Here is a 15,021-nt window from a genome sequence, read left to right as displayed (position 1 = left end):
AAATAGCTGTTTTTATACGTGCGATTTGATGTGGTTTTTAAAGCCTGAAGCATGTATTTTACGCCTTTAGTGTACTTTAAAGCGCGATTTCTGACGTTTGACTAACCGATGTTAAACAAGTGTTCAAAAGCTGTTGGCACAAAAAAACGTGAACACTTTTGAACACTTGGGGGTTGGTTGCTGCTTACATCGGGCCGCCGCCAGGTCCGCCCGGGCCACCGCCACCGGGGCCACCAGTGCCAGGTCCGCCGCCACCAGGACCACCTCTGAAGCTTCTTTCTCCGCCACCTGATGGTGCTTTGCCTGAGAACTTCTGTAACCTAAGGGTAAAGCTAAGCAGGAAGTATCGGCCAAGCTTATTAACGTTGGTTTGGGTTACAATGCTGCCGTTAGTTGTGGTTGAGAAGCCGGTGTTTTCGTTAAATAAATCGTATGCAGCCAGGCGTAAAGTGCCTCTGTGATCCTTAAGAAAACGGCGCTCCACGTAAGCGTTAAAGATGTTAGGGTTCTTTACACCAATACTGCTGGAGTAACCATAGTTAAGCTGCTTGGTATAGTCGTAGCTAAGGGTCCAATCCTTCCAGAAGTAATTCTTACCGTTTAAGCCAAGGTTCAGTGTACGGATGTTGGTATTTGAGCTGTATAGCGCAGTATTCTGTGAGTTGGTGGTTTTATTTATAGAGTAACTGGTATTTGCTTCTGCATCAATTACATCAGTAATATTAACTCTAAAACGAACGCCCGGGCTAAAAGTGAATGTACGTGCTATGTTCTTATCAATCTGTGATGCAACGTTGTTGCTGTCCACGGTTTGAGAGAAGCCGATGTTGTTAGTGTATAGTACGTTACCGTTTAGTATTAAGGTGTACTTGCGGTCTTTCCATGGTTTTGAATATACAACGCCTGCATTTGCCTGGTAGTAACCGCTGGCATTGAGGTATTGAGTTAAGTTAGTGTTCTGCAGCTTACGCAGGCCTTCATCTGCAGTAGCAAGTACAGCTTCTGTAAAGTGCTCAGGATAAACCACTGTATTGGCAACTATCTTGTTATCTGTCTGCGTTAAAGACAAGTTGGTGAAAAATATGTTGCCGGTTTGAAAGCTGAACTTGTTGTATCTTATTTGTACGTTGTTGGTGAATTCAGGCTTTAAGTTGGCGTTACCTTCCACAGGATATAGCGCATTTGAGAAATCGGTAACCGGCTGTATTTGATTAAAAGATGGCTGGTTGCTGCTTCCGTTATAGTTTACAGTGAATGACTGACTTCTTGAAAAGTTATATACGAAGCGCGCTGCAGGTATAACGTTGAAGGTTGTTACGCGTGTTGCAAGCGAAGTTCTTGACGACTCTCCTGATAATGTAGCCGGTTGCGCACCAACACCAAGAGTCAGGTTATATTTTGTTTGTACCAAGCGGTAGTTCAACCCAAAACGGTTAGTTGTGAAGGTATAATTATAGCTGTTGCTTAAGAGATCATACCTGTGGTAGCGGTCAGGGTTAGAGGTGTAGAGCGTGTCCGTCTCTTTGTCGCTGGTATTATAGTTATGGTTATAAGCATAATTAAATTCAAGGAAAGAGTGCTTGCTTAAAGGCTCCAGGTATGAAAGATTAATTCCGTAAGAATTGGTTCTGCTGTCTGTATAAATCACCTGATTAATAGGAGCGGTAGGTACACCTTCTGTATAGTCGTATATTGGGTTATCGTACTGGTTGTTTTTGTTGCTGGATACGTTGAAGTTAATGCTTAGATTTCTACCGCGATGGTTAAACCGGTGGTTGTACAATCCATTTAAGCCATAGTTGGGTGCCGAACTGTTGCTTATAGAGTTTGATGTATAAGCCAGGTTGGTGTTATTTCCTCTTGTAGATACTACCTGGTCAAAACTGCTAACATCGCTGCCCGAATACGTGAAGTTTGGTGTTAGCTTTAAATAATTTATGGTGTCAGGCTTCCATTCTAAATTGAAGTTGAATCTGTGATTAACAGGATTATTAGTTTCCTGGCTTAATTGATTACTGGTACTTGGCGTTTGGAAATTGTTAGTTTGCAACGTGGTAGAGTTGATGAATGTAGTGTTATCACTAAAGCTATAGCTACCGTATACAGACAAGTTTTTTCCCCACTGATCTCTAAAGTTAAGGCCGATAGAATGTGCGTTGGTTATTCCTGGCGCGTTCGTAGTAGAGCTATTAGCGCCGCCGCGTAAAGCATTGCCACGGCCGCCGCCACCTCCGCCTCCGCCAAAACCACCACCGCCGCCACCTGTAGGTGAGCCAAAGCTAAAGGTGTTAACGTTAGTGTTGTTAATGCTTCCTAAAACGGAGATCTGCTGGTCACCTTTAAATCTGAAAAAGTTAAGTAAACCCAGGTACCTGTTATCATTGCTTACACCGGGATCCTTCGGTAACAAATCTGATCCATCGCCGGCAGTGGCCTGGCCGTAGTAACCATAGTTTTTATCCTTGCGAATGGTAAAGTTTAGCACCTTGGCAGGTTCGCCGGTTTTAACACCGGTTAGGTTGGCTTGATCGCCATAGTCATCTACAATCTGCACGCTTTCAATAACGTCAGCAGGCAAATTGCGGGTTGCACTTAAAACGTCGCCACCCATAAAGTCTTTACCGTTTACCCTTACCTTGGTAACCTGTTTGCCCTGCGCGGTCACGGTTCCGTCTCTGGCTACATCAATACCGGGCATCTTCTTCAGTGCATCCTCTATTGGCGCGTTTTCACGCACTTTATATGCTGATACACTATACTGAACAGTATCTTCTTTAAGCACAACCGGATTTACCCCCACGATAGTCACCACACCTAATTGCCTGGTTTCAGACTTAAGAACGATAGGATCTAAAACCACAGGTTTAGTATCGTTATCAAGTGTGTAATGTTTAATGATGCCCTGGTATCCTATCGAGGTAATTGTAAGCGTGATTTTTGATCCCTTAACTGCAGGGAATACAAATTTGCCATTAACGTCCGCCGTGGTTGTAAGATTGTCGTTTTGCTCGGACGTTATCTTAATATTGCTACCAGGTAACGACAGTTTAGTAGAATCGATTATAGTTCCGCGTAGTTCACGACCACTCTGAGCGTTGGCCTTTAACATTGATAATGAGAAAAATGCAAGTAATACGTATAAATATTTCATGATGTGAGTAAGTGCTTCTGTTAAATATTAACTCGGGTTAAGCATATTTTATGCAAATGTTAGCTTTATCACGGTCAATCAGTTATAAATCATACGATTGTTACATATTATATATATCTCTCAATAGTATTGTTACACGGCAGTAAAAAAGCCCCTTCGTGAAGGGGCTTTGGAATATTATGGTGTATATAATTTAATACAAGGTAGCTGTATCAATTGGTGGATAGTCGTAGAGCGGAAGCCAGTTGATTATAGTTTTTAAGATCAAGTCCGGGATTGTTTAGAGAAAATCCGGTGATAGACGTTCCCTTTATAATAACAATTCTAAAGTCTAAGCCACTGGATGTAAAGTTAGATTTAATGTTTACGTAACCGATTCCGTAAGAAGACAAAGAGAGCGTCTGCCCTGCCTCCGAATATGGGAGGGCGAAATAACCTGTGTTTTTGCCGGTTAATCTAAAATACACTAATACAACTCCGTTATCTACAACATCCTTTGTAATGGCTGGCAGGTTGAAAGTGGTGAATCCAGTTAAAAGCACCGTTTGATTTGTCAGTAGATAGCTTTCCACATTTGCGTTGCCGTCAGCTCCCGGTGCTCCGGTTGCACCTGTAGCACCGGTTGGTCCGGCAGGACCTTGTGGGCCGGTAGCTCCGGTCGCACCTGTGGCGCCTGTAGGTCCTGCGGGGCCTTGTGGACCTGTTGCACCTGTAGCTCCAGTGGCTCCGGCAGGTCCTTGTGCGCCGGTGGCGCCAGTTGCCCCTGCGAGGCCGGTAGCGCCCGTTGCTCCGGTAGCGCCTGTCGGTCCTTGTGGTCCTTGCGGACCGGCCGGGCCGGTATTACCCGTTGCTCCGGTAGCGCCGGCTTCTCCGGTGTCTCCTTTAGGGCCAGGAGTTATAGTTTTTTTGCAAGCTCCGAGGGAGAGGCATGCAACAGCAATAATAGCAATAGTATAGGTTAGTCTCATAAGTGGTTTCGTTAGGTGTCTTTGTACGGCAGTATTTCTAATAAGTTTCATTACGTTTTTTATATGAAATTAAATTTCTACAACGGAGTATTTTATTTCAGTATTAGCTATTTGTAACATTTTTATGGTTGTGATAAACTCTATTCTGCAAAGCGGAACCTTTATGTAAAAAGTTTCGTTAAAGTTTGCAAACATCTTAACCTATGGATAATATTGGAAAGTCTTTGCATGCCCGTGTGCACACGTGGATGGATGCTATTGGCTTTCGGCTAAACGCATCACAAGCCAATGCCGAAGACAAGACCATTACTAATCACTACTTTTTTGAGACGTTTAACTTTCTGGAGCGATCTAAAGCAGATGAACCTGCAAAAACTAAGTTTTTATGCTTTGACACTTACGGAGAAAAAATAAGTGTAAAATCGCTATTGGACATCCAGTCCGCATTTTTTGAAAATATCAGCCAACTAAAGTAGTTCGACAAAATTAGTAGCAAAAAAGCCCGGACAGTTGCCGGGCTTTTTTGTTTAATGGAAAACTGGATTAGTAATTTACTTCAGTTTAATCGGTCTCACTAAGCCTGCCAGCCGTACCAGGTGCAATGTTTACAACTGGCCTGGTAGGATTAAGTGTTTCTTTGATTCGTAACCTCAAATCGTCGTAATGGGCCTTAACAAGCGCATCGCCACCCTTTGGCAGTGAAGCACTAATTTTTGCTAGTTCGGCGCGCACCATCGGTCTTAAGTCTGATAATGCAATGTTAATTGGCGTTAACCCCATGGCAGATAGCTGGGTGCTGCTTGCGCCAGGGAAGCTTTGGCTTGCATCGTCGGTTAAGAAGCGCTTTAACGCATCAACATAGCCGCGTTGCAGGTTGCGCTGGAACTGATCTGGCTTTGCAGCAGGGAATATACCCGGGCGAAGGTCAGTTAAAAGGTTTGTTACAGTGTAAGCGTTTGCACCGCTTTTAGCTTCATTATCAAACATGCGGGCCATGCGCGATGGGTTGAGCACGTTGTTAAGCGTGTTAACCTGTACTGATTTGATCCGGCCAATTACAACGCCATTATCAAACTTGCTGAGTTCCGGAGTATTGATAAGCCAAGTTGGTGTTTTAAATACCTGCTGGTTTAAAAATTCTACAGCATCATGCTGAAGCGACTTATTTACAAAGCCATAAACGGGTCCTTTTTGATCGTATGTTTTAAAGTTCTCGTTCATGCCGCCTATGTTCATGGTAACATGCCCAATGTAGCGGTTGTACTGACCAATAACTTCGTTGTATAAGGTCTGCACATCCTCAAAGTCTTCGCCTTTTTGGAAGGTCCACTTCTCTATGTTAGGAAGTATGCGTTTCAAATTGGCTATACCGTAGGTGCTTGCCTTCATGGCATTGTCACCAAGGTCTTCGTTCTGCAAGCGGGGATCTATAGATGTACCCTGGCGACCAAAGTAGTATAAAGGATTACCGGCGCGCTCTTTAGTCCAGGCGTCAAGCAGTTCTTTTTCTTGCTTAGGTGTTTTGCCGCCCGGGATATAGCTGTAGCCCCATTTTACAGCCCATAAATCGTACTCGCCAATTTGTGGGTATAAGTGGGTTACGCCATCACCAGGTTGTGCAATGTAGTTAAAGCGGGCGTAGTCCATAATTGATGGTGCTGTGCCATGCTTGTCGGTGAATGCTTTAGAGCGCAGCGAATCTACTTTGTAGGCATAGCTTGAACCAAAGTTATGTGGAAGGCCTAAAGTGTGGCCAATTTCATGTGATGATACAAAGCGGATCAGTTCGCCCATTTGCTGGTCGGTAAACTGCGCCATACGTACATTTGGGTTAATGGCAGCTGTTTGTATAAAGTACCAGTTTCGTAATAAGCTCATTACGTTATGGTACCATCCAACATGGCTCTCTAAAATCTCTCCGGTACGAGGATCGGAGATATGTGGGCCGTAGGCATTCTGAACATCTGATGCGAAATAGCGCACTACACTATAGCGGGCATCTTCGGGGCTAAACTCCGGATCTTCTTTAGCAGTCGGTGCTACTTTTCCAACAATAGCGTTTTTAAATCCTGCTGCCTCAAAAGCCTTGTTCCAGTCGTTAATGCCGGCAATTAGGTAAGGCACCCACTTTTTAGGCGTAGCCGGATCTATGTAATAAACAATCTGTTTTTTGGGTTCTACCAGCTCACCGCGTGCATAAGCAGCTTCGTCTTTAGGCTCAAGCCTCCAACGGTGAATGTAAGAGGTTACCTCAGACCGCTGTGCGCCTGTGCCGTAGTCTGTTTGCGATTGCCCAAAGTATCCAACACGAGGGTCCATCAGGCGTGCCTTCATAGGTGTTTTTGGCAGCAGCAGCATAGACGAGTTCAGCTCAAACGTTAAAGCACCATTGGTGTTGTCCGTAGGTGATTCTGATGCACGGAAGGTTTTCAATGTCCTTACCTCAACGTTTATCGGGAAGCTCTTGATGGTGTCTATATAAGAACGGCCGGCATCAATTGCGCTTACTTTATAAAGCTTTTTGATATTGTCCGGCAGGCTTATGGCAGCAAGGTCACCGTTGTACATGTCGGTAACATCAACAAGTACACCGGTGGTGTCTTTGTTGTAAGCTTTAATGTCAAAAGAGGCTAATACTGCATCAAGGTTAGAGTTTTTTACCGATTGATACATGTCGCTTGTGCTATCCGCACGAACCGAATAGCTGGGCACCCTAACAAAGATCTGCTTGTCGTGGCGCTCCCATTTCCATACCTGGTTGTTTACCTCTTCGCCACCGTACTGCTGTCCAAAAGACTTTAAACCGGCAGGGGTTTTAACAAACCTTGTAACCACCAGCATTTCGCGGCTTAAAAGGCTGTCGGGTATTTCAAAATAGTATTTGCCATCAACTTTATAGGTTGGGAAAAGCCCTTCATCTGCTTTGGTTTTTCCAACCAGATCAGCAAACTTCTTAATGCCTTCTTTTTTACCTGGTCCTGCTGTAGCAGTAGCGGTAGTGCCGGCGGGAGTAGTGGTAGTTTTAAGGGTAAGGGAGGGTGCAGCTTGTTTTTTTGTTGCACAAGCACTTGCCAGAGCAGCAAATGCAATAACGGCAGCGCCCAGGCGGGTACCTGCCCGTAGAGTTATAGTCATTGTTTAAAATAAATTAATTAGTAAAATAGCGTGACTAAAATATGATTATTACTTAACATCAGCTAAATAATAGTGGGTTTGTTACAAACTGCTATATCCTTCGTTTTAGCGTAAGTACAACGCGGTCATACCGCTGGTCATGAAAAACTTCGAGCAGTAAACTTCGTTCGTTTTTTGATTTGAATAGGTTGTCAATCTCTTCAATGCTCATCTGCGTTACGGGCTTAAAGTTAACAGACATGATTTCGTCCCCTTGTTCAAGACCGGTCTCACTACCAGGCGAATCAGGTTCTACCCGGCTCACTAAAAGGTGTTTTAAATCCTTCCCCGCCCAGTAGTATTCTATTCCTGCCATATCATGTTCAAAAGGGTCTTTATAGTGACTATTTGGTTTGAGGTACATAGCATTATTAGTGTAATCAAACACTACCAAAAACTTTTTTAATATCCCCAAGCCAAGATTACCATCTCGTTTAATCGTATAAACCCTTGTCTTATCGTTCTGATCGGGGAAGGCAGTGATAACATTGTCAAGGTGGTATTTGCCCAAGCTTACCCGCGACACCCGGCTTATAAAACCACTGATCGGTCCGTTGAGCGCAAGTCCCAAATTTGCACGAATGCGATTTTTAGGCAGTTCTGTAGTGTTGGTAAGGTTCTCCAATGATAAGGGATGGCCAGCACCAAGATCAACAACTACCTTATTTGCTTTTTGGTTACCATTTACAAAGGTTACCGTTGTGAGCATATAAGGTTTTTTATCTTCTATAGTAATTGGTATACGTTGACTTTTTTTAACCCCTTTTAAGTCTTTAGGCCGGCAAACTGTTAAGGTACTATCGCCAAAGTCAACCTTTACTGCCAGGTTATTAAAAAAATCCCAGCCAATAAGGCCATGAACCTGCATGCCGGCATACGATGAAAGATTAAAGTAGTCGGCTTTGAGTATAGCAGCCGAGACATCTTTGCTATGCAAGCCGGGCATTTTAACATTTATTGAAGAGGTTACATAAGCTTCGTAATCTCCTCCATCACCTAATCCGGTAATTTTAATATTTCGTTTTTGAGCAACATCAATAGAGTCAATCATGCCCGGATCTGTCATGATCATTAAACCTACGCCTGTATCTAATACAAAGTTAAAAGGGCCGCGGTTGTTTATATTCATTTTAACAACCACCATGTTGCGTACCAGCCTGAACGGAATTTTCACGTTTTTCCTGCCGCTGTCTACATCAAAGTATTGCGCACAAGCCAGCAGGCTATAACAGCATAAAAATGAGGTAAGCCAGAAAGCCCGTTTTTTAAATATGTATAAAACAGCTAACAATGAAAGATAATTGGTAGCTAAATGTACACCTTATTTAATTAACGTGTAAATGCATTGGAGGATAATAAGAAGAAAGAAATCAGGAGTGGCTAAAAGTGCTAAGACTTTTTTTCTGCGTCGTCATCACACTTCAAATTTCCTTTTAACTCGGGATTTTGCGGAGGCAATTGCTTCACGTCGCGCTCAACTTCAGTTTGTTGTATGTGTACCGCGTATTCAGCCGGCTCAATATGGCTGCCTATGGCTTCGGCATAGACCTGTGTAAACTCTGCCCCGATGTAAAGAATAGCCGCTGTATAATAGATCCATACGAGTATTACAATAAGCGAACCCGCTGCACCATAGGTGGAGCCCTGGGCGGTATATTGAATGTACAGACCGATAACAAATTGACCGATCATGAAAAGAATGGCCGTAAAAATAGCGCCCGACCGAACGTCTTTCCATCTGATCTTCACATCCGGCAGAAATTTAAAAATGATCCCAAAAAGTACAGATATGACAAGTAGCGTTATACCGAGATTAACGCCTTTAAGTAGAATACCAGTAACCATTGGTAAAAAGTTTTCTATGCGCTTGCTTAGTGCATCCATAATAATGCTTACTAACAAAGAAGCCATTAGCAGAAAGCCGAGACTAATAATGAGCGAAAAAGATAAAAATCTATTTTGCAACATTTTAACCCAACCCTTTTTCGGTTTGGCCTTTACCCTCCAGATGGTATTTAGTGAATCTTGTATCTCTAGAAAAATACTACTGGCACCAATAAGCAGCGTGCCTACACCAATGGTGACTGCAACGCCTGTTTTGCCTGAAAGCGCAAGTTTAGCCAGCATTTCCTGAATTTGGCTGGCGGCTTCTTTACCTACATAATGTTCTATTTGTGGATAAAGCCTGTGCGTCGCAGCATCCTGCCCGAAAAAGAGGCTGGCTACTGATATCACTAATATAAGTAACGGCGCAATAGAAAATACCGTATAATAGGCCAGGGAGGCACTTAACTTTAGGCCGTTATCATTGGAGAAACCACTGAAAGTTGCCATTAGAACCTTCCAAAGCTGTTTTAAATAATCTTTACTGAAAAACCTCATATAAAATATTTTGTAGATACCTTTATCTTATAACTGTATGAAAAAAGCCACCGTACTTTCTAAAGTGTTTAATGTATTCTTTGTTTGTTTTTTACTAAGCAATTTTGGTGCCTTTGCGCAAAAAACTACTATTTGGGTAGTGAGGCATGCAGAAAAGGATGCTGCAACAGTGCAAAACCCCAATGACCCCGGCCTGTCGCCTGAAGGGCGAAAACGCGCAGAAGCACTGGCCAAACTGTTAAAGCGTGAAAAGATTAAAGCAATTTACGTAACCAAGTACAAGCGTACCGCAGAGACAGCCCACCCCTTTGCCGAGCAGGCTAAAATATTACCCCGTGTTTATGGAGACAGCCTGAAAACTTTCGCTACCACCATCCTGAAGAACTTTGCGGGTAACAACGTGCTGGTGGTAGGGCACTCAAACACAGTTATGCAGTTGCTTGGTGCATTTGGAGCAGAAATGCCGTTTGAAACGCTAGACGAAGATGATTATGATATGGTGTTCAAGATCACGGTAACATACTCCGGAAAGCGCGAATTAGAAGTAAGCTATTATGGTGTATTACACCACTCTTCAGATTTGCCTCAGAAATACAAGGAAGACAATCGCCCGCCACAGCAATTTACCACACCTACCACGCACTATTAACTAGTGATTGGACACTACCAGCAGGTCGAGATCCTTACAAGGGATGCCGAAGCGCTCGCCCATGTGCTTGTTGGTAAGGTGCCCCTGGTAAATGTATACCGCGTTGCGGATACCTGTTTTTTTCCATATCACATTTTTTAATCCGCCGTGCTCGCCAATATCTAGCAAAATAGGAGCAAAGATGTTGGTAAGCGCATAAGTTGCGGTACGCGCTACCCTGGAAGCGATATTTGGAACGCAGTAGTGAATAACATCATACTTGCGGAACACAGGATGAGTATGATTTGTGACCTCCGAGGTTTCAAAACAACCGCCCTGATCTATACTTACATCAATAATAACAGAGTTGGGTTTCATGCGGCTAACTGTTGACTCGGAAACGATGCAAGGGCTACGGCCATCTTCCGCGCGCATGGCGCCAATGGCAACATCGCAGGTAGTAATGGCTTTTTCAAGTACAATTGGCTGAACCACCGATGTAAATACCCGTGCGCCAATGTTGTTTTGCAGGCGGCGTAGCTTATAAATAGAAGGATCGAAAACCTTTACTTCTGCACCAAGTGATATGGCTGTACGTGCGGCATATTCACCTACGGTACCAGCGCCTAAAATCACGATCTCGGTTGGTGGTACGCCTGTTATTCCGCCCAGCATCAAGCCTTTTCCTTCAAATATATTGCTGAGGTATTCGGCCGCAATAAGTACTGAAGTAGCGCCCACAATCTCACTCATGGCTCTGACAACAGTTAGCGATCCGCCTTCATCTTCCAGGTTCTCAAAGCATAATGCCGTGATCTTTTTTGCCAGCAGCGCATGCAGGCATTCTGCCTTTAATGTTGATACCTGTAAAGCAGATATCAGGAGTTGCCCGGGTTTCATCATTGCAATCTCGTCCATAGTTGGCGGTGCAATTTTAATTATGATATCGGCCTCGTAAACGCGCCTGGTGTCGTAAACAATCTGGGCCCCCTGTTCACTGTAGTTTGTGTCAGAGAAGTTAGCCGCCTGCCCTGCATTGCTCTCCAGCAATACGTCGTGGCCGTTGTTTACCAATAAGGCTACTGATAGGGGCGTGAGAGCGATACGGTTCTCCTGGAACGAGACCTCTTTAGGTATACCAATATAAAGTTTGTTTTTCTTGCTCTTAACTTCAAGCATCGACTCCTGCGGCTGCATTAGCGCCTGCCGGGCAACATCAGAAAACCCGCTATACTTTCCTGAACTCATGTGAACTTATTAATATTCGGAATATGAAGATAAGAAAAACAGCTTAAATCCTGGCTATATATTTTCAACGGTGATCACCCTTAGTGCATTATCATGAACAGCAATACGCACACCTGTATACTGATCCGGTATAAGCGCAGCTATTTTCTCGGGCCATTCTATAAAGCAATAGTTATCTGAGAAAAAGTACTCCTCGTAACCCAAATCAAGCGCTTCGTCATGATCTTTTATACGGTAAAAATCAAAATGATAAAGGGTGTTGCTGCCGGCTTTATATTCGTTGACAATAGAAAAAGTAGGGCTGGTAACTTCGTCAATAACGCCTAAACGTGCGCATAATGCCTTAATGAGTGTGGTTTTACCTGCACCCATGTCACCATAAAAAAGAAATATGCGGTTTGTGCCGGCATACTCCAGTATTTGAGGTGCGGCATTGGTCAGTTCTTCAACAGAATGTATCTGAATGTCCATAATGTTCCTGCTTATTTAGGCCCGTAAGTTACTACCGGGATGATCATTTCCTCAAGCGATATACCTCCATGCTGGAAAGTCTCATTATAGAAATTCACAAAATGGTTGTAGTTGTTGGGGTATACAAAGTAACTGTCGCTCTTGGCAAACACAAAGCTGGAGCTTACGTGCAGCTTTGGCAGCATCGCATCATGCGGGTTGCGTATGTGGAACACCTCTTTAGCGTTATAATTAAGGTTTTTACCTTGTTTGTACCTCAGGTTGGTGTTGGTGTTACGGTCGCCGATGATCTTGCTTGGGTTCTTTACCTTGATAGTACCATGATCGGTGGTGATAACTACCCTTACCTGTTTCTGAGCCAGGAACTTCAATAGCTCAAATAACGGCGAATGCTCAAACCATGATAGCGTTAACGAACGGTATGCCGCATCGTCACTGGCCAGTTCGCGTATCATTTGCATATCTGTACGCGCATGGCTCAGCATGTCTACAAAGTTATAAACAACAACGTTCAGGTCGTTATTCATCAGGTTGTTTACCGACTCATTTAGCGAACGACCTTCGTCGATGTTCAGGATCTTGTGGTAAGAGTGCTTAATGTCTTTACGTAATACCCGTTTGATGTGATCTGCAAGGAATTCAGCTTCATACAGGTTTTTGCCGCCTTCGTCTTCATCGTTTTGCCACATGTTAGGGAAGCGTTTCTCCATATCCAGCGGCATCAGGCCGGAGAAAATAGCATTACGCGCGTATTGTGTGGCAGTTGGTAAGATACTGAAGTAAGTGTCTTCCTCTTCAAGGCGGAAGTACTCGGATATGATTGGGTTAATGATCTTGAACTGATCATACCGAAGGTTATCTATTAATATAAAAAATACTGGTCCGTTTCCATCCAGTTTCGGGAACACCTTTTTCTTAAACAGCTGCGGAGATGAAGTCGGCGCTGATTCCGGGTTTTTCACCCAGTCGAGGTAGTTCTTCTCTACAAACTTGCAGAACTGCACGTTTGCCTCTGCTTTTTGAAGGGTAAGTATCTCGTGCATGCCGGCGTCCTCAAGGGTTTCCAGCTCCAGCTCCCAGTAGATCAGTTTTTTATATACATCAACCCATTCCTGAAAGCTCAGGTTATCGTTCAGCGTCATGCCCAACGTACGGAAATCCTGCTGATAGGCCATGGTTGTTTTTTCGGTAACCAGGCGCTTGTTCTCGGTCAGCTTTTTTATGGTAAGCAGTATCTGCTTGGGGTGAACAGGTTTAATCAGGTAGTCGTCTATCTTGGAACCAATAGCGTCCTCCATCAGGTATTCTTCCTCGTTCTTGGTTATAAGTACAATAGGAATATCGCTCTTGATGTTCTTAATTTGCTGGAGCGTTTCCAGCCCGGTTAAGCCCGGCATATTTTCGTCAAGAAATACCAGATCGTAAAAATCTTTCTTGAACTCGTCAACAGCGTCGTTGCCATTGGTTACCGTTTTTACCTTGTAACCTTTTTCGTTTAAGAACAATATGTGTGGTTTCAGCAGATCAATTTCGTCATCGGCCCATAAAATAGTTGTATCCTGCATGGTATATTTACTTTTACCACGCTATAACCTATAGTGTGGGTTTTTGTTGTAAAATTATGGAAGCTTTAACATATATTAACAACGTAATGATGTATGTTTTACCATAAATCGACACTTTTGCGTTCTTACATAAAGCTTTGAATAAAAAGAAAATAATAAACGACCCGGTTTACGGGTTCATCAGCATCCCTTCAGAACTGGTGTTCGATCTGATAGAGCACCGGTACTTCCAGCGGCTAAGGTACATTAAGCAGTTGGGAATGACGCACCTGGTGTATCCCGGCGCGCTGCACACCCGCTTCCACCATGCTATTGGCGCCATGCACCTGATGGGTACCGCCATAGAAACTCTTTGCTATAAAGGCCTGGAGATTACTCCCGAAGAAAAGGAAGGGCTTATAATTGCTATCCTTTTGCATGACATTGGGCATGGGCCATTCTCCCATGCGCTTGAGCAAACTATTATACAAGGCATCAATCACGAGGATATCTCCATCTTGCTGATGAATAAGCTGAATGAGGAATTTGGCGGACAGTTATCACTGGCTATTGAGATATTCAAAGATACTTACCCTAAAAAGTTCCTGCATCAGTTAGTATCCAGTCAATTAGATATGGACCGGATGGATTACCTTAACCGTGACAGCTTTTTCACTGGTGTATCTGAAGGGGTGATCAGTTCTGACCGGATCATCAAAATGCTGAACGTAAAGGAGGACAAGGTTGCGGTAGAGGAGAAGGGGATCTATTCTATCGAAAAATTCCTGATCGCGCGCAGGCTGATGTACTGGCAGGTTTACCTGCATAAAACCGTTATAGCTGCAGAGCAGTTGCTTTGTAAAATATTTTACCGCAGCCGTGAGCTGGCGCTGAACGGGGCTAAGTTTGCAATTACCCCGGCGTTGAAGCACTTTCTGGAGAAAGAAATATCTAACGAGGAGTTTGCCTCGCATCCGGAGCACCTGGATACTTTTGCAAAACTTGACGATACAGATGTAATGGCGGCGGTAAAGGTTTGGGCCGACTGCGATGACTTTGTGCTGTCAACCCTTTGCAACAGCTTTATTAACCGCAAATTGTACCATGTTGATATTGCTGCCGAAGTGCCCGATGAGGAGTTTGTAAGCGCTTTAAGGAAAAAAGCTGTAGAGATGTATAACATTAGCGAGCATGAGGCGTCTTATTTTGTGTTTACCGACGTGATACGAAATAACGCTTACAACAAGGGCGATGGCAAGATCCATATACTAATGAAAAATGGCAGGATGACGGATATTGCCCTTGCAAGCGATAACTCCAACCTGGAAGCACTTACCAAAACTGTTAAGAAGCATATTTTGTGCTATAGCAAGGCTTTGCTTGATGATTAAGTAATGCCCGGCTAACGTGCCGGTAACGATTGTTATACAAAAACATAAAATAAATTTAACTTTG

11 protein-coding genes are annotated in these 15,021 nt (G+C 43.7%); 3 read left to right on the top strand and 8 right to left on the bottom strand.

The features are described 5' to 3' along the window. Positions 1–184: 184 nt before the first annotated feature. The gene (locus tag AC59GT_RS13465; RefSeq protein WP_497238114.1) at positions 185–3,151 is read right to left on the bottom strand and encodes an outer membrane beta-barrel protein; all 2,967 of its coding nucleotides are present in this window, start codon (positions 3,149–3,151) and stop codon (positions 185–187) included. 212 nt (positions 3,152–3,363) lie between these two features. After that, entirely contained in the window at positions 3,364–4,119 is a 756-nt protein-coding gene (locus AC59GT_RS13460; RefSeq protein ID WP_497238113.1) for a collagen-like triple helix repeat-containing protein, read from the bottom strand. A gap of 203 nt (positions 4,120–4,322) precedes the next feature. On the opposite strand from AC59GT_RS13460, the gene AC59GT_RS13455 reads away from it, so the two are divergent. Further along, the gene (locus tag AC59GT_RS13455; protein ID WP_497238112.1) at positions 4,323–4,595 is read left to right on the top strand and encodes a hypothetical protein; all 273 of its coding nucleotides are present in this window, start codon (positions 4,323–4,325) and stop codon (positions 4,593–4,595) included. Between the two features lie 85 nt (positions 4,596–4,680). Here the strand turns inward: AC59GT_RS13455 and AC59GT_RS13450 are convergent, their stop codons facing one another. From AC59GT_RS13450 to AC59GT_RS13440, 3 genes are all read right to left on the bottom strand, one after another. Then, positions 4,681–7,254, bottom strand: a complete 2,574-nt coding sequence (locus tag AC59GT_RS13450) for a zinc-dependent metalloprotease (RefSeq protein WP_497238111.1) — start codon at positions 7,252–7,254, stop codon at positions 4,681–4,683. A gap of 91 nt (positions 7,255–7,345) precedes the next feature. Then, entirely contained in the window at positions 7,346–8,584 is a 1,239-nt protein-coding gene (locus tag AC59GT_RS13445) for an aspartyl protease family protein (protein WP_497238110.1), read from the bottom strand. 98 nt (positions 8,585–8,682) lie between these two features. After that, positions 8,683–9,627: a YihY/virulence factor BrkB family protein gene (locus tag AC59GT_RS13440; protein ID WP_497238109.1), complete on the bottom strand. Its 945-nt coding sequence runs from the start codon at positions 9,625–9,627 to the stop codon at positions 8,683–8,685. A gap of 85 nt (positions 9,628–9,712) precedes the next feature. On the opposite strand from AC59GT_RS13440, the gene AC59GT_RS13435 reads away from it, so the two are divergent. Continuing rightward, complete coding sequence (locus AC59GT_RS13435) at positions 9,713–10,324, top strand: phosphoglycerate mutase family protein (RefSeq protein ID WP_497238108.1); 612 nt, start codon at positions 9,713–9,715, stop codon at positions 10,322–10,324. Here the strand turns inward: AC59GT_RS13435 and AC59GT_RS13430 are convergent, their stop codons facing one another. Genes AC59GT_RS13430 through porX form a run of 3 tightly spaced genes read right to left on the bottom strand, consistent with a single transcriptional unit; the run spans position 10,325 to position 13,587 of the window. Further along, positions 10,325–11,551, bottom strand: a complete 1,227-nt coding sequence (locus tag AC59GT_RS13430) for an alanine dehydrogenase (RefSeq protein WP_497238107.1) — start codon at positions 11,549–11,551, stop codon at positions 10,325–10,327. Positions 11,552–11,605: 54 nt separating this feature from the next. Next, complete coding sequence (tsaE, locus tag AC59GT_RS13425) at positions 11,606–12,022, bottom strand: tRNA (adenosine(37)-N6)-threonylcarbamoyltransferase complex ATPase subunit type 1 TsaE (protein WP_497238106.1); 417 nt, start codon at positions 12,020–12,022, stop codon at positions 11,606–11,608. A gap of 11 nt (positions 12,023–12,033) precedes the next feature. Then, positions 12,034–13,587 carry a T9SS response regulator signal transducer PorX gene (gene porX, locus AC59GT_RS13420; protein WP_117383227.1) on the bottom strand — a complete coding sequence of 518 codons (1,554 nt, stop codon included), beginning with the start codon at positions 13,585–13,587 and terminating at the stop codon, positions 12,034–12,036. A gap of 137 nt (positions 13,588–13,724) precedes the next feature. Between porX and AC59GT_RS13415 the strand changes: the two genes are divergently transcribed. Continuing rightward, positions 13,725–14,957, top strand: a complete 1,233-nt coding sequence (locus AC59GT_RS13415) for an HD domain-containing protein (protein ID WP_497238105.1) — start codon at positions 13,725–13,727, stop codon at positions 14,955–14,957. The last annotated feature ends 64 nt before the right edge of the window (positions 14,958–15,021 follow it).

This window comes from Mucilaginibacter sp. 320_HR (genome assembly GCF_059691875.1).
The sequence above is the reverse complement of the archived record's forward strand: the minus strand, read 5'-3'. Positions and strand labels throughout refer to the sequence as shown.

What these genes read in the sequence shown, in the direction of transcription:
- AC59GT_RS13455 (WP_497238112.1), top strand. Translation starts at nt 4,323, where the DNA reads ATGGATAATATTGGAAAGTCTTTGCATGCCCGTGTGCACACGTGGATG.
- AC59GT_RS13460 (WP_497238113.1), bottom strand. Translation starts at nt 4,119, where the DNA reads ATGAGACTAACCTATACTATTGCTATTATTGCTGTTGCATGCCTCTCC.
- AC59GT_RS13440 (WP_497238109.1), bottom strand. Translation starts at nt 9,627, where the DNA reads ATGGCAACTTTCAGTGGTTTCTCCAATGATAACGGCCTAAAGTTAAGT.
- AC59GT_RS13465 (WP_497238114.1), bottom strand. Translation starts at nt 3,151, where the DNA reads ATGAAATATTTATACGTATTACTTGCATTTTTCTCATTATCAATGTTA.
- AC59GT_RS13450 (WP_497238111.1), bottom strand. Translation starts at nt 7,254, where the DNA reads ATGACTATAACTCTACGGGCAGGTACCCGCCTGGGCGCTGCCGTTATT.
- AC59GT_RS13435 (WP_497238108.1), top strand. Translation starts at nt 9,713, where the DNA reads ATGAAAAAAGCCACCGTACTTTCTAAAGTGTTTAATGTATTCTTTGTT.
- porX (WP_117383227.1), bottom strand. Translation starts at nt 13,587, where the DNA reads ATGCAGGATACAACTATTTTATGGGCCGATGACGAAATTGATCTGCTG.
- tsaE (WP_497238106.1), bottom strand. Translation starts at nt 12,022, where the DNA reads ATGGACATTCAGATACATTCTGTTGAAGAACTGACCAATGCCGCACCT.
- AC59GT_RS13430 (WP_497238107.1), bottom strand. Translation starts at nt 11,551, where the DNA reads ATGAGTTCAGGAAAGTATAGCGGGTTTTCTGATGTTGCCCGGCAGGCG.